Annotated in this window: 12 protein-coding genes and 3 pseudogenes; 6 read left to right on the top strand and 9 right to left on the bottom strand. The window is 65.9% G+C overall.

The window, feature by feature from the left end:
• Window positions 1-2: 2 nt before the first annotated feature.
• The 5 genes and pseudogenes from WFP78_RS16580 to WFP78_RS16560 all read right to left on the bottom strand — a co-directional run bounded on the left by WFP78_RS16580 (window position 3) and on the right by WFP78_RS16560 (window position 7,781).
• On the bottom strand, window positions 3-1,283 hold the full coding sequence (locus WFP78_RS16580; protein WP_336964778.1) for a glycoside hydrolase family 130 protein: 1,281 nt from the start codon (window positions 1,281-1,283) through the stop codon (window positions 3-5).
• 26 nt (window positions 1,284-1,309) lie between these two features.
• Complete coding sequence (locus WFP78_RS16575) at window positions 1,310-3,604, bottom strand: glycosyltransferase family 4 protein (RefSeq protein ID WP_336964775.1); 2,295 nt, start codon at window positions 3,602-3,604, stop codon at window positions 1,310-1,312.
• A 170-nt stretch (window positions 3,605-3,774) separates the two neighbouring features.
• Entirely contained in the window at window positions 3,775-4,911 is a 1,137-nt protein-coding gene (locus WFP78_RS16570; protein WP_336964771.1) for a glycoside hydrolase family 130 protein, read from the bottom strand.
• Window positions 4,912-4,942: 31 nt separating this feature from the next.
• Window positions 4,943-5,854: pseudogene (ligD, locus tag WFP78_RS16565) on the bottom strand (non-homologous end-joining DNA ligase); the annotation flags it as partial.
• Between the two features lie 259 nt (window positions 5,855-6,113).
• Window positions 6,114-7,781: an MFS transporter gene (locus tag WFP78_RS16560; RefSeq protein ID WP_336964768.1), complete on the bottom strand. Its 1,668-nt coding sequence runs from the start codon at window positions 7,779-7,781 to the stop codon at window positions 6,114-6,116.
• A 182-nt stretch (window positions 7,782-7,963) separates the two neighbouring features.
• On the opposite strand from WFP78_RS16560, the gene WFP78_RS16555 reads away from it, so the two are divergent.
• Window positions 7,964-8,257, top strand: a complete 294-nt coding sequence (locus WFP78_RS16555) for a plasmid stabilization protein (RefSeq protein WP_336964766.1) — start codon at window positions 7,964-7,966, stop codon at window positions 8,255-8,257.
• A 151-nt stretch (window positions 8,258-8,408) separates the two neighbouring features.
• Here WFP78_RS16555 and WFP78_RS16550 read toward each other — a convergent pair whose 3' ends face one another.
• Together WFP78_RS16550 and WFP78_RS16545 are read right to left on the bottom strand one after the other, a co-directional pair.
• The gene (locus tag WFP78_RS16550; RefSeq protein ID WP_336964763.1) at window positions 8,409-10,517 is read right to left on the bottom strand and encodes a TonB-dependent receptor; all 2,109 of its coding nucleotides are present in this window, start codon (window positions 10,515-10,517) and stop codon (window positions 8,409-8,411) included.
• A gap of 156 nt (window positions 10,518-10,673) precedes the next feature.
• Entirely contained in the window at window positions 10,674-11,909 is a 1,236-nt protein-coding gene (locus WFP78_RS16545; RefSeq protein WP_336964761.1) for a LysR substrate-binding domain-containing protein, read from the bottom strand.
• Between the two features lie 617 nt (window positions 11,910-12,526).
• Between WFP78_RS16545 and WFP78_RS16540 the strand changes: the two genes are divergently transcribed.
• The 5 genes and pseudogenes from WFP78_RS16540 to WFP78_RS16525 all read left to right on the top strand — a co-directional run bounded on the left by WFP78_RS16540 (window position 12,527) and on the right by WFP78_RS16525 (window position 17,140).
• The gene (locus tag WFP78_RS16540) at window positions 12,527-14,434 is read left to right on the top strand and encodes a M61 family metallopeptidase (RefSeq protein WP_336964758.1); all 1,908 of its coding nucleotides are present in this window, start codon (window positions 12,527-12,529) and stop codon (window positions 14,432-14,434) included.
• 286 nt (window positions 14,435-14,720) lie between these two features.
• A pseudogene (locus WFP78_RS16535) lies at window positions 14,721-14,804 on the top strand (integrase core domain-containing protein); the annotation flags it as partial.
• An 11-nt stretch (window positions 14,805-14,815) separates the two neighbouring features.
• Window positions 14,816-15,123 (top strand): annotated as a pseudogene (locus tag WFP78_RS23465) (hypothetical protein); the annotation flags it as partial.
• A gap of 59 nt (window positions 15,124-15,182) precedes the next feature.
• Window positions 15,183-16,529 (top strand): dicarboxylate/amino acid:cation symporter, encoded by a 1,347-nt coding sequence (locus tag WFP78_RS16530; RefSeq protein ID WP_336964755.1) that lies wholly within the window; start codon window positions 15,183-15,185, stop codon window positions 16,527-16,529.
• Window positions 16,526-17,140 (top strand): Pr6Pr family membrane protein, encoded by a 615-nt coding sequence (locus tag WFP78_RS16525; RefSeq protein ID WP_336964752.1) that lies wholly within the window; start codon window positions 16,526-16,528, stop codon window positions 17,138-17,140. Before WFP78_RS16530 ends, WFP78_RS16525 begins: the two co-directional genes overlap by 4 nt.
• A gap of 7 nt (window positions 17,141-17,147) precedes the next feature.
• On the opposite strand, the gene WFP78_RS16520 is transcribed toward WFP78_RS16525, so the two are convergent.
• On the bottom strand, window positions 17,148-17,363 hold the full coding sequence (locus WFP78_RS16520) for a DUF5818 domain-containing protein (protein WP_336964749.1): 216 nt from the start codon (window positions 17,361-17,363) through the stop codon (window positions 17,148-17,150).
• Between the two features lie 39 nt (window positions 17,364-17,402).
• Window positions 17,403-18,518, bottom strand: a complete 1,116-nt coding sequence (gene ald, locus WFP78_RS16515) for an alanine dehydrogenase (protein WP_336964746.1) — start codon at window positions 18,516-18,518, stop codon at window positions 17,403-17,405.
• Window positions 18,519-18,591: the final 73 nt, after the last annotated feature.

The following is an 18,591-nucleotide window of genomic DNA, read 5'->3' as shown; positions in this document are numbered from 1 at the left end:
GCCTATGCCATCTTCGCCAGCATCTCCGAAATCGGCACGAAGGCAAAGGCGACCGAACTGTCCGCAATGCCATAGGGCATGAAGATCTGGTCCCCATGACGCATCGCCCCGCAGGTATAGACCACGTTGGGCACATAGCCTTCCCGGTTGTCCTCCGACGCAGCCAGAACCGGCGCATGACTCCGCGCAAGCACCTTCGTGGGATCATCCTTGGCTAGCAACACCGCCCCGATCGCATATTTGCGCATCGCACCCACCCCATGGGTCAGCAGCAACCAGCCCTCGTCTATCTCTATCGGCGCCCCGCAATTGCCGATCTGCACCAGTTCCCAAGGGTAGCAGGGGGTCAGGAAGCGCTCGCCCTCATCCCAGTGGGTGAGCCTGTCCGACGTGATGAGATACAGATTCTCGCCATCCTGACGGCCGATCATCATGTAGCAGCCGTTCACCTTGCGCGGGAACAGCGCCATGCCCTTGTTGCGCGCAGCGCTGCCGGTCATGGGCACGAGATCGAACTGGCGGAAATCCCGGGTCCGCATCATCTCCGACTGGATCTGACGGCCATTATAGGCGGTGTAGGTGCCCAGCCATTCCGCGACACCATCGTCATGCACGAACTTGACGAGGCGCAGATCCTCCAGCCCATTGGCCTGCGCGGCGGTGATCGGGAAGATCACGGTGCCCGACAGCGTGCTGTCTTCATGGCGGAAGATGGAGACGGGGCCGTCCTGCGCCTTGTCCTCCGCCCCGTGCGCGTCGGCGGCGGTGGCAAAGGGCGGCTCGGGCGCCAGATCGAGCCGGCCGGCCGAGATGATGCCCTCGCGAAAGGCGATGGAGCTGATATGCCCTTCGCCCACCGCCCGCAGCGACAGCACGATGCGGCAGGAATCGGGCCTGATGCCGGTCTGGTCCGGATGCGGCACGACACTGGGGTTCATCAGCGCCGCCGCCGCATAGCTGTATTCATGGCAGAAATAGGCGCCGATCAGGTGCTGGCGCGCCACGCTCAACGCCGCGCGATCAAGGCCCAGCAATGTCGCGATCTCCTCGAACCGGGTGGCGAAGATGCGTTGCGTCTGCCAGTGCCGCCGTTCAAAGTCGCGCAGCACATCGGCAAGCTGCTGCTCCACCTGCGCCTCGTCCATCGCCAGCACGGCTTCGGCAATGCGCTGGGTGCGGCTGGGCGAACTGCCGTTCGCCTGCCACCCCAGATGGAAAGGACGGACCACCACGCGGGCGGGATTGGCCGTCAGGTGCAGCGGCAGCGCTTCCAGTTCCGACAAGGACAGTTTCCCGTGCGGTGTAAAGGTCAGGCCGTCACCTGTTCGATATCGGCCATGCCCTCCTTTGGCACGTTTGCCCCCTCTCCGAAAAGCCTGTTCATCGCGCAGGATGCCAGTTGCAGCGCAAGCAGCGATTCCGCGCCCTGGTTGCGATTGACGCCCGTGGGGGTCAGGCCGTCGTAGCAACCGCCGTCCGCCGGCGTCGCCAGCATCAGCGAAAGATCGTTCTGGCCCAGGAACCAGCGATAGGCGTTCTCCGCGACATCCAGCCATTGATGCTCGCCACCGATCATGAAGGCGGTGGCCGCGGCGTCGATCATCGCCTGTGCCTCCAGCGGCTGCTGGTCGAAGGGCAACGGCCGGCTGCGGTCGCGCCCGAAGCTCTCCGTGCCGACGGCGCGGAAATGGCCTTCGGGCGCGCGCTGTTGCCGCACGATCCATTCCAGCGTCGCAAAGCCACAATCCAGCATGTCCGCATCGCCCAGATGATGGCCGGCAAGCAGCAGGGCCTGGGGCAGGCGGGCATTGTCATAGGCGAGCACGGCTTCGAACCAGGCCCAGTCCGGTCGGCGGGCACGATCCACCAGCGCCAGCAGTTGCGGGCCAAATCCCTCGACGATGTCACGGGCTAGCCTGTGCGCGGGATCGGCATCCAGCACCGCCGCCGCGCCCAGGATCATGAATGCCTGGGTGCGGGGCGAATGCGTGCCCCGGCAATGGTCGGCGGTGCGATCGAACATCGCCATGGCCCAAGCGCGATGCTTTTCCATCCGGGCATCGCGCACCGTTACGCCCAGCGCCCAGATGGCGCGGCCGCCGCTGTCCTCCGACCCTTCATCCTCGCACCAGCTGCGGTCGAAGGCCATGAAGTTGCGAAACCTGCCGCGATCCGCGTTCCAGGCATGCTGGACAAAGCTGGCATAGGTGGTCGTCCACTGATCGCGCAGCTCGGGATCGAGATCGGCGATCTGCGTCATCAGGATCAGCGCGCGGGCATTGTCGTCGATGCAATAGCCATGGTTGCGGTCGGGGATGGACAGGATGCTGTGCTGGAGCATGCCGGTGGAATCGCTCATCCGCAGGATGGCCGCGACATCGGGCTTCAACAGCGCATAGCTGCGGCGCGGCACCAGCCGGGCCGGCTGGGCCACGCGGGCGCGGCGCAGCAGCCGGTGGACATTGCGGGCCAGTTCGCTCCAGATCATCCCGCGGCCCAGAACATAGGCGCGCTCCGCATAGCCCCCGCGCATTTCGGGATCGTCCAGCAGCGCGCAGATCGCGTCGCCCAGCGCCTTCTCGTCGCCAAAGGGCACGAGCATCCCGACATCGTCGGCCAGGATTTCCGTTGCCTGCACATAGGGGGTGGAAACCACCGGCTTGCCCATGCCGATGGCATAGCTGAGCGTGCCGGACGTGATCTGGGCGGGGTTCAGATAGGGCGTGACATAGATGTCGGCGGCCTGGAGCCGGTCGATCAGGCTTTCCTGCTCCACATAGCGGTCGATGAAAGCCACATTGCGTTCGACGCCGAGCGCGGCGGCCAGCGCCATCAACTCTTCACGCAGTTTCTCGCCGCCCTGCTCACGCACGATATTGGGGTGGGTCGCGCCCAGCACGACATACAGCGCATCGGGATGGCGCGCGGCGACCTGCGGCATCGCCGCGATCATGCGGTCGATCCCCTTGTCGGGGGCGAGCAGGCCGAATGTCAGGATGACCTTGCGCCCTTCCCAATCGAACAGGGGCTTCATGACAGCGGGGGCGACGAACGGGCGGTCGGGCACGCCATGGGGGATGACGCTGATCTTCGCATCGGGCACGCCATAGGTCTGGCGCAGGATGTCCCTGCCGCGCTCCGCCATCACCATGATGCGGCTGGAGCGCGCGATCAACGCCTCCGCTACGCGCCGCTCGTCGGGGCCGGGCCGTTCCAGCAGCGTGTGGAAGGTGCTGACCAGCGGCAGGCGGGTGCGCGCCAGCAGGCCCAGGATCATGTCGCCGGCCGGGCCGCCGAAAATGCCGAATTCATGCTGCAGCCAGATCGCCTCGGCGCCGCTTTCCTCGATGCGGCGGGCCGCTTCGGCATAGGCGATGGGATCATGCTGGGCGACGGGCATGACATCGTCGGGATAGGCGACCGGCCCGACCCCGTCGTCCATGGCATAATGATCGATCCTGAGGTCGGGGAAGGCCCCCGCCAGCGCCTCGCGGCAATGGGTGGTGAAGGTCGCGATGCCGCAGCGGCGGGGCATGCTGTTGCCGATCAGCGCGATGTGCCTGAGGCCGAAGGCGGGTTCAAGGTCCGAATGCAATGCTTTCATGCGTCGACTTTCCAGTTAAGGGAGCCGTCAAATCCGGAACAGGATGAACGGATATTCAGAAGAACATGCGTGGCAATCAAAAGTTTCCGCCAGACGTTCCGGCCAAAACTTTTGGCATGTGCGGAACGAACGCATGATCTTGTCGCAAAACAGCCAGGAATTGCTGCAAGTCAGCCGTCTTGTAGGCTGTCCTTGGCAATATGCGTCACCCTGCATACCACATCCGCTTCGCCCGACGCGACAATATAACGGTCGCCTGCATCGATGATGCCGGTCGTGAAGACGATGTCGTGCAGGTACATCCGTTCGGCGAGCGGTTCGGTCAGGTGCGGGGCGGGGGCGATCAGCGGGCGATGGCCGGTGGCGATCATGCGGGTCGGGTCGTCCGCGTCCATCAGTGACCAGTAGGTGCGATAGGTGCCGACACTGCCATTGGGTTCCACCCCGTGCCACAGGCTCAGCCAGCCGCCTTCGGTCAGGATCGGCGGGGCGCCGCCGCCTATGCGGGCGGTGTCGCGCGCATCGGCATGGGGGCGGATGCCGGGGCGGCGATGCGGCTTCCAGTGCAGCGCATCAGGGGATGTCGCCAGGTTGATCGATGGCCCGGCGCGCCACGGGCTGCCGGGCGGATAGGCGAAATACAGGTCGCCCAGCGGCCGGGTCTGCGCCCAATATTGCCCCGCGATCAGCCCTTCGAAGATCAGCATGTCCTTGTTCTGGTGATCGAGCACGATGTCCTCGAACGTCCAGTCGAGACCGTTGGCGGAACTGTAGAGCGTGGTCGATTGCCGTTCCGGGCTGATCGAGCAGGTCGTCATCAGCCAGCGTTCCCCGACCCGGCTGATGCGGGGGTCTTCGATCCCATAGCATTGGAAGCTGAACCGGGGGGCGATGGCGCGGTCATAGTGGAAGGCGACGGGTTCCAGCCCGTCCGGCGACATCTCCACCGGCAGCAGCCATGACAGCGATGTGAGCGCGATGGTGCGCCAGTCCATGCCGGAGTCTGTGCCGGTGAGGCGGAAGACGCGCGGATCGCTGATGTCCACCCGGTCGAGCGGCCATGCGTCGAGCCCGTAGCGGCCGGTGCCTTCGTCCCAGCGGATCGCATGGACATGGCCGTCGAAGACCGGCTGGCGCAGCGCCTCGGCAATGCGGACCATCAGCAGGATGTTGCCGCCCGGCAGCCGGGTCATGCCGGGGTTGAAGGCACCCAGCACATAGGTTTGCGCGCCAAGGCCGGCGAGGGGCGATCGCGAAAGGTCGATATCCTCGGGCGTGATGACCAGCCGGTCGATCAGATGGGGCAAGCGCTGCTCCTGCACTGGAGGGCGTGGGCCGTCACAACAGGTCCGGCAATCTCTGGTTCGCCCTGCCCCAGCCGCGCAGCGCGGGGGAGGATGCGCGTTCCAGCAGCAGGTCCGCATGCTTCAGGGTGAAGGCGCCGGCGCTGTCGATCTTGTCCAGCTCGTCCCATGTCGCGGGCACGGCCACCGGCGCGCCGGGCCGCGCGCGCACGACATAGGGGAGGACGGCGGTCGCCCCGCGCTGGTTGCGCAGCCAGTCGATGAAGATGCGGCCCTTGCGCTTCGCCTTGCTCATCGTCGCGGTGAAATGGTCGGGTTCGGCCTGCGCCAGCATGCGGGAAAAACGCTCGGCGAAATCCCGGACGGCGGGCCATTCCGCCTTCGGTTCCAGCGGCGCGACGACATGCACGCCCTTGCCCCCCGTGAGCATCGGGAAGCTGACCAGGCCGATCTCCCCCAGCATCCCACGCAACTGCCGGGCGGCCTTGGTCACGACGCCGAAGCCCAGCCCCTCGTCCGGGTCGAGATCGAAGACCAGCCGGTCGGGCTTCTCCACATCCTCCACCCGCGCGCCCCAGCCGTGGAACTCGATCGTCCCCATCTGCACGCAGGCGAGCAGGCCGTCGATATCCTCGACATAGAGATAATCCGCGATGTCGCCGTCCTTCTCCCTGATCGGCACATGCTTCACGGCGGCGCCGAAATGGCCATCGTCATGCTTCTGGAAAAAACACTGTTCGGCGCTGCCCAGCGGACAGCGGACCAGGCTGATCGGGCGATGGCCTATCCATGGCAGCATGATGCCGCCGACCGCCTCATAATAGTCGGCGAGCTGCCCCTTGGTGATCCTCGCTTCGGGGAAGATCAGCCGGTCGCGGCTGGAAATGCGGATGTCGCTGTGATGCTCGGCTGCGGGCATGGCCTTCTCCTGCGTCACTGTGCGGCTTCATCGTGCCGGCTTTCCCGCCCTTGCCCGGGGCCAGGGCAGCGGACGCGGCACAGGATGCCACTGGTGGCCGGTTCCGTACAGGCGATTGTGGCGGCCACGCTTGCCTCGGCATGAGGGGCTTCATCGCCCGGGACAATGCGCGACGAGGGGCCGGGGTTCCGGCCGCGCACACACAATCACATGCAATGGCGCCGGCAGGGATATGCGCGTCCAGCAGGATCGGCCCCGGAGCGTTTTCACATGGGATGAAAATGCCCTAGCTCGACCGGGTCAGGTCGGTCATCGGCTCGGCCATTTCATGCGGGCCGGGCGCGCGGGTGAAGGGCAGCGATCCGGTCTGGCGCTCGATCCTGCGGTGGACCACAGGCTCGGTGCCTTCGACCCGCAGGGCTCTCAGCGTATCGCTGTTCGTCATGTCGGCCTTTGTCCGGCGCGCATTGTGCCGCACATAGTCGAGCCAGGTGGCGACATGATAGCGCTCGATCCACAGTTCCGGTTCGGCCAGGTCGCGCATCAGGCTCCAGCCATGGGCGCCGTCGCGCAGGCGGATGCGGCGGCGCTCGCTCATCGCGGCGAGGAAGGGCACGATATTGGGCTGGGGAATGCGATGCTCGATCGTGATGATGATCGGGCCGCTGCGCGGTTCCACCGGCACGGCGGTTTCAGGCTCCTGCCACTGGTCCATCGGGTCCAGATCCGCATCGCTGATCCGTTGCAGCGGCAGGATGAGGCCGGCCAGCACGCTCACCAGCTGCAGCGCGGCGGCGGCGCGCAAGGCGGTCACGATGCCCTCGTTTTCGGCGATGACGCCGAAGAGCCAGCTGCCCATGGCGATGCCGCCAAAGGCCGACATCTGATACAGCGCCAGCGCGCGCGCGACGACCCAGCGCGGCGAGGCCATCTGCACGCTGACGTTGAAGGTCGAGAGGGACAATACCCAGCCGGCGCCCGCCAGCGCGAGCGCGGGCAGGGCGATGGCGATATGGCCCGTCGCCGATGTGATGAGCGCGCCCAGCGCCAGCGCCACGGCCGCGATCCTGACGATCCCTTCCGTCGCCAGCTGGCGGCGCAATCGGCCGCTGACCAGCGCGCCGCCGACCGCGCCCATGCCGAAGCTGCCCAGCAGCATGCCATAGGTCAGCGGCCCGCCCGCGATGAGGTTGCGCGCGATGAGCGGCATCAGCGCGGGCACGGCGCTGGCGGCGAGGCCGAACAGCGCGGCGCGGATCAGGACCGTGCGGATATGGGGCGAGCGCGCGACATAGCCGATGCCCGCCGCCATCGCGACCCCCAGCCGCTCCCGCGGGAGCAGGCGGGGCGGCAGGTCGGGCCGCCAGCGGAACAGCACCGCGATCAGCCCGACATAGCTGACCGCGTTGACCAGGAATGCCGCCGCCGCGCCCGCCGCCGCCACGATGACGCCGCCGATCGCCGGGCCGGCGCTGCGGGCGATGTTGAAGCCCATGCTGTTCATGGCAATCGCACCGGGCAGGGTGGGGCGCGGCACCATTTCGCCCACCGACGCCTGCCATGCCGGGCCGTTGATCGCGGTGCCGCAGCCGATGAGGAAGGTGAAGATCAGCAGCGACCATGGCGTCAGCAGGCCCAGCCAAGCGCCCGCGGCGAGGACGACCGACACGACCAGCATGAAACTCTGCGCGACCAGCATCACCATGCGCCGGTCCAGATTGTCGGCGACCGCCCCCGCCCAGAGCGAGAACAGCATGATCGGCAGGCTGGTGGATGCCTGCACCAGCGCGATCATCTGGGGCGAGGATGCGAGCGAGGTCATCATCCAGGACGCGCCGACCGACTGGATGAGGCCGCCGAAGTTGGAGGCCATGCTGGCAATCCAGATGGCGCGGAAAATGGGGATGGCAAAGGGTGATGGAGCGGCGGCGCCGGGCTTTAACGGAATATCCATGCCGTCCTAATGCCGGAAGGATGGCCCGGTGCCAAACCCCTGTAAAAAAATGTCCGGTGGCCTTGCGGCGGATCGCCGGGGCATCGGCCGTCGCGCGATTCCGTCGGGCTGTCGGCGAACCGGGCCGGCGCGGGAAACCCGCCGCCGCATCCCGCGTTGCCGTCGTTGAAAGGAGAAGTGCCATGCCACGAGGCGACAAGAGCCGCTATACCGACAAGCAGAAGCGCAAGGCCGAACATATCGCTTTGGGTTATGAAAGCCGCGGCGTGCCGAAGAAGGTAGCGCAGGCGCATGCCTGGGCGACGGTGAACAGGGAATCGGGCGGCGGCAACCTGTCCGGCGCCGGTCGCGGCAGGCCCGACACGCATGAATCCGCCGCACGCGGGGGACGGGCGCGCACATCGGGTTCGGCCGAACAGCGATCGGCCGCCGCGCGCAAGGGCTGGGTGACACGCCGCAGGCATACGGGCGGGTGAACGGCCCGATCCGCACATGGGCAATCCGCCCGGGATCGTAAACCGCTACGACGCAGATGCGACGCTCGCCGCCGGCACCCTCTCCCCGGCATTGGCCGGTGGAGAGGATGCCGTGCGGCCCGTTGCGCGCCCTGCGGCCTTCGTCGAACGATCAGAGGGAGAAGCGGGCCGTGACGCGCAGGTCACGTCCGGGAAGCGGCGCATAGTCCTTCAGGAAGCTCACATGGCGGCGTGCGGCGACGTCGAAGATGTTGTTCGCCGCAAAGGTGATGCTGGTGCCCGGATTATCCTTGAACGGTTTCACCACCAGCGATGCGTTGACCAGCGTGAAGCCGGGCGTGTCGGTTTCGGTGGCGGCGATCCGATCCGGCGCGAAGCTGTGCTCTGTTTCGAAGCGTGCGGTCAGCCGGTCGCCCGCCAGCTCCAGGCCGCCCAGCAGGCGCATCGGCGGGATGCGCGGCGCCGGGCCGGAATCCAGGATGGTCGCATGCACATAATCCGCAACGCCGTTCACATTCAGGGCATAGGCGCCCAGCTGCGCCAGCTTGAGCGTGCCTTCCGCCTCGAACCCGTAATAGCGGGCGTCGGCCTGCGAATAGGCATAACAGGGGAATTCCAGGTCCGCGCCGCCATTCACCGCCTGACAGGCGCTGTCGGGGGCCAGCGCGTCATAGATATAGCCGCTGAACCAGTTGTGATAGGCGGAGAAGGACAGGGTGTAGCCCGTGCCCTGGCCGCGCAGCGTGCCTTCGATGCCCCAGCTCTTTTCCTTGCCGAAGGTCGGGTCGCCGACCTCGAAAGCCTGCGTGCCGGCATGATTGCCGCGGGCGTACAGCTCTTCGGCGGACGGCGCGCGTTCGGTGCGCGACAGGTTGAAGCCCACGCGCCAGCCCGGCGCGATCTGATGGCTGGCCCCGAGCGAACCGGACAAGGTGTCGAAGCTGCGGCTGAACGCGGGGTTGAACAGCGTTTCATCGGCCTCGGCGTCGACATCGCTATGCTCGAAACGGGCGCCGGCCTCCAGCCTTGTGTCGCCAAGGTCGAGCGACTGCAGCGTGAAGATGCCGAATTGCTGCGTGTGGTTCTTGGGCAGGAATTTCTCGTCGCCCACGACATGGAAATCGCGGATGAACATCTGGCCGCCGATCGCGCCGTCCCAGCCGCCATGGCGCTTCTGGATCAGTTCTAGGCGCGATTCGATCGACTGGTTGTAGAAGGTGGTGCCGACCGCGCCCGTATCCTCGATTTCCGCATGCTGATAGTCGGCCCAGCCGGCGCGCAGGCGCACCGAATCGAAGATGGTGCCGCCGGTGGGCACTTCGGCGCGCATGTCGGCGCGGGTCTGCTTCATGTGCAGGCGCACCTGTTCGGCCTCTTCGCCCGGCTCCACCGCATAGCGGATGGGGACGCCATAGAAATTGTCGGTGTGGCTGACGGAAAAACCCATATTGCCGCCGCCCACGATGATCGCGGCGCCGCCCGCGACCTCCCAGTTCTTGGCCGCGCTGTTGGGCAGCTTGCCCTTGAGGTTGGCAAGCGCCTCGATCTCGGGATCGCCGCTGGCCGCCGCCTGCGCGCGCAGGGCCGGGGTCAGGATATAGGTGCCGGTGTCGAGATCGTCGGTCTTCATCCAGCTGCCGTCGACATGCAGCACGATGTTCTCGCCGACCGGCGCCTCGATCTTGCCCGATGCCGTGCGTTCCTGCGCAGCGCTGCCATAGCCGACAATGCCTTCGACATGGATGGGCTCGTCGGGCACGCGGCGGGGGATGCGGCTGTCGATCACGTTGACGACGCCGCCGATCGCGGAGGAGCCGTAGAGCAGGGCCGCCGGGCCGCGCATCACCTCGATCCGTTGCGCCGTCAGCGGATTGATGGCGACGGCATGGTCGACCGAGGTGTTGGACACGTCGAAGCTGCCGATGCCGTCGGTCAGGATGCGCACGCGCTCGCCCTGGAAGCCGCGCAGCACGGGGCGCGAGGCATTGGGGCCGAAGGAGGTGGTGGAGACGCCCGGCTGGTGCGCCAGCGTGTCGCCGATGGTGGGGCGCAGATCGCGGGTCAGCGCGTCGCCGGTAAGGACGGATGTGCCCGACAGGATGTCGCCCTGCCGCCGGGGGATGAGGGCGGTAACGACAATGTCGGACTGCTGGGGCTCATGATAGCTCTGGTCGTCGCCGGTCGCATCGGCAGCAAAAGCGGGGGCGGCGGACAGGAATGCAAGACAGGCGGAGCTGGCGAGCAGCGCGGGTCGGATCATGGATCAAGGCCTCGTGGAATGGGGATGTGCGGGGCTACCCCTAGTGGAGATGATACAGTATATCAACTCATTCAAACATTAAATTACCGCAATGCAGCGTGCATATGCCCAAGATGAACGAAATGGCCGGCATTTCCCGCCATTTATGGCGCATGCTCAGCGGAAAAGATATTCCGCAAGTGCGGCCACGACGGGATCGTCGCGCACCTCCGGGCGCACGGCCTGGCGCACTTCGATGGGCGGCAGGGGCGTGGCGACGGGCAGGCGGCGGATGCCGGACATGCGGCCGAAATCGCGCGCCAGCGATCCGAAGGTGGCGAAATAGCCGGCCCCTTCGCGCACGGCCATCATCACATCGTACAGATTGTCGCTTTCCAGCGCCGGATCGGCAACGGAGACTCCGGCCATCGCCAGGGCGCGGTCGGTGATCTGGCGCAGGGCGTTGGCCGGGTGCAGCAGCACGGGGGCGACGGCGGACAGGTCGTCGGCCTGCACAAGGTCCATGTCCGCCAGCAGATGGTCGACACCGATATAGAGCGACAGCTGCTCGCTCCAGCCATAGCGGGACTGGAGCGTGTCGGACTCCCCCAAGGCATAGAAATAGGCAATGTCGACGCGGCCGTCCGCCAGCATCGGCGCGATCTGGGCGGTCGTGAACGCGCCCAGTTCCAGCGCGATGGCGACATCGCTGTTGGTCTGCTCGAAGGCGTCGAGCGCATCCTGGAAGTGGCCGAAGATGGCGGGATGCGCGGCAATCGTCACCTGCTGGCGGTGGTGCGGTGCGGACGGTTCGGGCGCTGATGGCGTGGGTGCTGGCGGCCCGGATACGGGCGACTCGAATGCTTCGGAGGTGAGGGCCGAAATCCCTGCATCGGCAGGGCGCGGCTCGTCCTCCAGGGTTTCTCGCAGGGCAGAAAACCGCAGCGGGCGGGCAGGGGCGACGTCCCGGCCTTCGGCAAACAGGCCGTGCGCTAGGGCCTCTTCATCCGATGCATGGATGCTGTCTGCCCGTGGAAATGCATCGCGTGCCGGGTCTGGCGACCATGGTTCCTCAAGGGGCGTAGCGATCCGCTGGACGGGCGGGCCTTCCTGCGTCCGTGTCGCCGATGGGGTCGTCCCGTCGTCGCCGGGGGCATGCACCTCGCCCCACCGATCGATATCGGTGGCCGAGAGCAGCTGCATCGCTTCCACCATCCGGTGCCCGGCCGTCGTCAGGCGGATGTCGTCCCCGCTCATGTCGAACAGGCGATGGCCCAGGCGCTGTTCCAGCACGCGCATGTCCTGCAGGATCGTCTGGGGGCTGAGTCCCTGGTCGCTGGCGCAGCGCACGATGCTGCCGCTCGCGACCATCTGCGCGAAAATGTCCAGTTGGCGCAGCGTCGGCGTGGTCATGGCCGGGAGGATAGGGGAAAAGCGATGGAGCGTTAAGCGCTTTGTCCGGCAAACGCCCGCCAGATGCCCGCCAGATATGTCCGGATGGGATATGCGGCCGACGATCCGCCCGCGGATATGCCCTCAGCCGAGATCCGGGGTGCTGAAACGCCGGCTCCACGCCCGCGCCTCGATCTCTATCTCGCGGAGCAGCAGGCGTGCGGCGGGGACGGCCGGGCGGGCGCTCAATCTCCAGCCTTTGGTGACGTTCGCCGCGGCCTTCCCGAGCGGTTTTACCCAAGCGGTTTTGAATGCAGGGCCGCGCCGGCTTGAAGGGGGAGTGGCGATCACAGGATATGCTTTTTTCGCCCTCCCCGCCGCACAATGTTCAATGGGTGCGCTGCGGTGGCGCGAAATCCATGCCGCAGGATAAAATCCCCTATTATACATGGTGATGGGATTTTTCCGTGCCTACTGGACAAGCCCCGTACATCACTTAGCGTACGGATCAGGGCACGCGGCGCAATCCAGAAGACCGTGCAATGCCCGACGTCACGATGTTCGACAGGCCCACAGGCCGGTTATGTCGCGGCGCTCGCCACATCTGCTTTCTTTCTTGATCGTTCCAAGGGGCCTCGATGATACGCAAAACCTCCATCGCAATCCTGCTCGCCTGCACCTCGGTCAGCGCCTGGGCGGAAAATTCGAAACCGCAGCCCCTGCCCATGGGCGAGGCGATCCCGGTTTCGCGCGACACCCCCTATCCGGGCACGATCAAGATCCAGATCGACGCGACCGACGTCCAGCGCGGCATCTTCACCGTGCATGAGACCATTCCCGTCGACAAGGACGGACGGATGACCCTGATGCTCCCCAAATGGGTGCCCGGCGGCCATTCCCCGGGCGGCCAGATCGACAAGCTCGCCAGTCTGCGTTTTTCGTCCGGCGGCAAGCCGCTCGCCTGGTCCCGCGATCCGCAGGAGGTCTTCGCCTTTCATGTCGATGTGCCCAGGGGCGCGAAGACGGTGGATGTCGACCTGCAATATCTGTCCGCAACGGCGTCCAACCAGGGCGGCATCGTGACCTCCCCGGCGATGCTTCGGCTGCAGTGGAATGCCATGAGCCTGTATCCGGCCGGTTACTTCATCCGGCAGATCCCGGTCGACGCGGTCGTCACCTATCCGCAGGGATGGACGGCCTATTCCGGTCTGCCGTCAAAGAGGGTCGGCGCGAGCTATGTCTATGACACGACCAACTACGAGGTGCTGGCCGATTCCCCCGCGCTGGCCGGGCGCTACGCCAAGCAGTGGCCGCTGTCGGATCGTGTCTTCCTGGATGTCGTGGCGGACACGCCGGACCAGCTGGAGGCCAAGCCGGAGCAGATCGAGGCGCACAAGCGCCTGGTCGATCAGGCCGTGAAGAATTTCGGCGCGCAGCATTACGACAATTATCATTTCCTCCTGTCGATCTCGTCGGTGATGGGCGGGATCGGCCTGGAGCATCACCGCAGTTCGGAGGATGGCGTCAAGCCGGGCTATTTCACCGAATGGGATGACAGCACGCCGTCGCGCAACCTGTTGCCGCACGAATATTCGCATAGCTGGGACGGCAAGTTCCGTCGCGGCGCGGACCTGTGGACCCCCGATTTCCACACGCCCATGCGCGATTCCCTGCTGTGGGTCTATGAAGGACAGACCCAGTTCTGGGGCTATGTGCTGCAGGCACGGTCGGGCCTCGTCTCCAAGCAGGATACGCTCGATCAATATGCGATGATCGCGGCGAGCTATGACACCGCGCCGGGCCGGCAGTGGCGCCCGCTGATCGACACCACCAACGACCCCATCATCGCCCAGCGCCGGCCCAAGGGCTGGACGAGCTGGCAGCGATCGGAGGATTATTACAATGAGGGCCTGCTGGTGTGGATGGAGGTCGATTCGATCCTGCGCAAGCAATCGGGCGGCATCAGGTCGATCAACGATTTCGCCCGCGCCTTCTTCGGCATCAACGATGGCGACTGGGGCGAGGTGACATACACGTTCGAAGATGTGGTCAGCACGCTGAACACGATCCAACCCTATGACTGGGCCGCGTTCCTCAGCCAGCGCCTCAATGAGACCAGCGATCACGCCCCGCTCCAGGGCTTCGTAAACAATGGCTACAAGCTGGTGTTCACCGACACGCCGAGCCCGATCATGAAGAAGGCGATGAAGGCCCGCAAGGCGGCCGATTTCAGCTATTCGCTCGGCTTCAACATCAGCAATGAAGGCAGTCTGACCGGTGTGATCTGGCAAAGCCCGGCGTTCAAGGCCGGCCTTACGGTCAATGACAAGCTGCTGGCGGTGAATGGCGAGGCCTATTCGGAGCAGAAGCTGACGGCGGCGCTCAAGGCCGCGAAGACGGGGAAGGAGCCGATCAGCCTGCTGATCCGGGAAGATGATCGCTACCAGACCGTCGCCATCGATTATCATGACGGTCCGCGCTACCCGCATTTCGAGAAGATCGGACAGGGCGAGGGTGGTCTCGACCGCCTGCTGACGCCGCAATAAGCGCGAGGCGGGGTGCGCGGCGAAGGCGGCGAAGCGCCGCCTTCGCCGCTGCTCTTCCGGGGCCGGCCGTCCCGGCGCCTGGATATCAGGGCGCGGTCGCCTTCTGATCGTCCGCGAACCATGCCCTGGGGTAGGCGTGCTGCCCGGCTCCAGGCTGCCGATCTCGGTCTGGTGGCCGATTGTCTCCGCCGACCCGATGGTCGCGGCATGGATCGCCTCCAGCGGCGTGCCGCCTGACGTGCTCCCCTGAAATGTGACCGATCTTGGGTCAGAGTCCGATGCGAAGGAGCCGATGCAGAACGGTTGCGTCGAGGGCTTCAACGGGCGCCTGCGGGATGAATGCCTCAATGAGACGCTGTTCACGTCGTTGGCCCTACTCGACGCCTGTCCATGCACCGCTTCACCCGCCTGACCAATGCCTTTTCAAAGAAGCTGGACAGTCACATTCACGCACTGGCGCTCTACTTCGTTTTCTATAACTTCATGCGCGTTCATAAGACGCTTCGCATATCGCCGCGATGACCACTGGCATCACTGATCGCCTGTGGTCGCTGGACGATGTTGTTGCTAAGATCGACGCGATGGCTCCCGCCCCGCAAAGCGCGGCCCCTATAAAAACGGGAGGCAAATTCAAACTGAGACACTACCCGCTGGCGGCTTGCGTTGCGACAACCGTTCTTGCTTGCTAGGTGTCCTGCAAGGGCACCACTTCCTCCATCATCGGCAACATCATCGGGGTACGATCTGCATGGCCAAAAGGCTGACTTCCTTCATCCTCATCGGCATGATTCTGGGTATCCTGGTCGGTTATGTGACGAACCTCTCGATCGGCGGGAACGAAGCGCTCGCCAAGCAGGTCGCGGGTTATTTCCACCTGCTCGCCGACGTTTTCCTGCATCTCATCAAGATGATCATCGCGCCGCTGGTCTTCTCCACGCTGGTCGCGGGCATCGCGCATATGGGGGACAGTGCGGCGCTGGGCCGCATTGGTGGGCGGGCGCTTGCCTGGTTCATCATCGCCAGCCTCATTTCGCTGACCATCGGCCTCATTTCGGTCAACCTGTTCGCGCCGGGCGAAGGGCTCCACCTGGTGCGCAACGGGGTGGACGCGGGCGTCGACACGCAGGCGCTGAACCTCAAGGACTTCGTCCTCCACATCTTCCCGACGTCGATGATCCAGGCGATGGCGGACAACCAGATCCTGCAGATCGTGGTCTTCTCGCTGTTCGTCGGCGTCGCGCTGACCGCCATCGGCGACAAGGGCAAGCCGATCATCACCGTGATCGAGGCGCTGGTGGAGCTGATGCTGCAGGTGACGGGCTATGTGATGCGCGCGGCGCCTTTCGCCGTCTTCGGCGCGCTCGCCGCCTCCGTGACGGAGCGCGGGCTGGGCGTGCTCGTCACCTTCGGCCAGCTGATCGGCGAATTCTACCTGTCGCTCGCCCTGCTGTGGTGCGTGCTGGCGTTCGCCGGCTTCATCTTCCTGGGCAAGCGCATGATCACGCTGATGCGCTACATCCGCGAGCCTGTGCTGATCGCCTTTTCCACCGCATCGTCGGAAGCCGCCTATCCCAAGATGCTGGAGCAGCTCGACCGTTTCGGCGTGCCCCGGCGCATCTACAGCTTCGTGCTGCCGCTGGGCTACAGCTTCAACCTGGATGGGTCGATGATGTATGCCGCCTTCGCGACGATCTTCATCGCGCAGGCCTATGGCATCGCGCTCAGCATCGGCACGCAGATCACCATCCTCCTCGTGCTGATGGTGACGAGCAAGGGCATCGCCGCCGTGCCGCGCGCCAGCCTTGTGGTCGTCGCCGCGACGCTCGGCCAGTTCAAGCTGCCGGTGGAAGGCGTCGCCTTCATCCTCGCGGTCGATCATTTCATGGACATGGGCCGCACCGCGACCAATGTGATCGGCAACGCCATCGCCACCTCCGTCATCACCAAATGGGAAGGCATGCTGGAGGTCGAGGAGCCGATCTATGGCGAGCGGCCCCATGCTCCGGCGCACACGGCGGCCCATGGCATGGCCGGGCTCGAGCTTGCGCCCGACATGATAGGGGACGACACCGTGGGCGGGCACGAGCGGGGATGATGACGCCCCGTCTCGCCCGGCCCGCCGCCGCGCTGGTGGCGGCGGTCGCCTGGGCGGGGCTTGGCGCGCAGCTCAACGAAACCCTGCACATGACCGGCAGCGTGGGCGCGGCGCTGTGGGTGCTGCTGCGCTTCTTCACGATCATCACCAACCTGTCGCTGGCGGTGGTCTTCAGCCTGGTCGCGGCGCGCACGGCGGACGACCGGGCCGCGCGCTTCGTGCCCGCGCTGACATTGGCGATCCTGCTGGTGGGCGTGGTCTATGCCCTGCTGCTGGACGGGCTGGAGCGGCTGACCGGCACCGCCATCCTCGCCAATGTCCTGCTGCACAGGGTGACGCCGATCCTGGTGCCGCTGTGGTGGCTGGCCTTCGCGCCCAAGGGGAAGCTCGGCTGGGGGGCGCCGTGGCGCTGGGCGGCCTTCCCGCTGGTCTATCTGCCCTATGCGCTCGCGCGCGGACGCGGCGAGGGCAAATTCGCCTATCCCTTCCTGAACATCGACCTGCTGGGCTGGGCAAAGGTGGCGATCACCTGCGCGGTCATCGCCGCCGGCTTCATCATCGCGGGCCATCTGTTCGTGCTGCTGGACCGCGCCTTCGCCCGCCGGTCATAGCGCCGGATCAGGCCGGGGCGACGCCATCGGCTTCCACAACGCCATCGCCGACATAGCGCCCCTGCACCCGCACCCGCTTTTCCACATGGTCCACGGGCACACGATGCAGGCTGAGCCGCCACTGGCCGCCAAGATCGCGCTTCAGCACAAAGCCGCCGCTGTCGCGCAACAGGCGGCCCGTCTCGTTCACATCGGCGCCAATGGCGATATCCCGTACATTCATGCGCCCAGTCTATCGCGTTCCCGATCCCCTTGCCAGCGCTCAGCCAATCGCCTCCCCGGCCGGCGTGTAAGGCAGGCCCAGGGCGTTCGCGACCGCTTCATAGGTCACCTTGCCGTCCCACACATTGAGGCCGGCGAGCAGATGCGGATCGCTGCGCATCGCCTCCTGCCAGCCCAGTTCCGCGATGCGCAGCGCATGCGGCAGGGTGACGTTGTTGAGCGCATAGGTGCTGGTGCGCGCCACCGCGCCCGGCATGTTCGCCACGCAATAATGGACGATGCCGTCGACAATATAGGTCGGATCGGCATGGGTGGTCGCATGGCTGGTTTCAAAGCAGCCGCCCTGGTCGATGGCGACATCCACCAGCACCGCGCCCTTGCGCATGGTCCTGAGCATCTGTGCGCTCACCAGCTTGGGCGCCGCGGCGCCGGGGATCAGCACCGCGCCGATCACCAGGTCCGCCTCCGCCACGCATTCGGCCAGGTTGGCGCGGTTGGAAAAGCGTGTCTTCGCCCGCGCTTCGAAATGGATGCCAAGGCGCTCCAGCACTTCCGGGCTGTGATCGAGGATGGTGACGTCCGCGCCAAGGCCCGCCGCCATCTGCGCCGCGTTGAAGCCGACCACACCGCCGCCGATCACCGCCACCTTCGCCGGCGCCACGCCCGGCACGCCGCCCAACAGCACGCCGCGCCCGCCATGCGCCTTTTCCAGCGCGGTCGCGCCCGCCTGAATGGACATGCGGCCGGCGACCTGGCTCATGGGCTTGAGCAGCGGCAGGCCGCCATGGGCGTCCGTCACCGTCTCATAGGCGATGCAGGTCGCGCCCGAAGCGACGAGATCGCGGGTCTGCTCCGGATCGGGCGCAAGGTGGAGATAGGTGTAGAGAATCTGGCCGGGGCGCAGCATCGCGCGCTCCACGGGCTGCGGCTCCTTCACCTTCACGATCATCTGTGCGGCCGCGAACACCTCTGCCGCGGTGTCGACAATCTCGGCGCCCGCGCGGCGATACAGGTCGTCATGCGCGCCGATGCCCTCGCCGGCGCCCGTCTCCACGAGGATGCGGTGGCCATGGGCGGCCAGTTCATGCGCGCTTTCCGGGGTCAGCCCGACACGATATTCGTGGTTCTTCACTTCCCGGACGGTGCCGACGATCATGACAGTCTCCTGAAATTATATTTCAGTCGAATATAATATCCTGCCCGACCCGTGACCAGTCCCTCGCCATCCC

This window comes from Sphingobium aquiterrae (assembly GCF_037154135.1).
Classification (GTDB): Bacteria; Pseudomonadota; Alphaproteobacteria; order Sphingomonadales; family Sphingomonadaceae; genus Sphingobium; species Sphingobium aquiterrae.
Note: the sequence above shows the minus strand (reverse complement) of the source record. Positions and strands in the feature narration are given on the sequence as shown.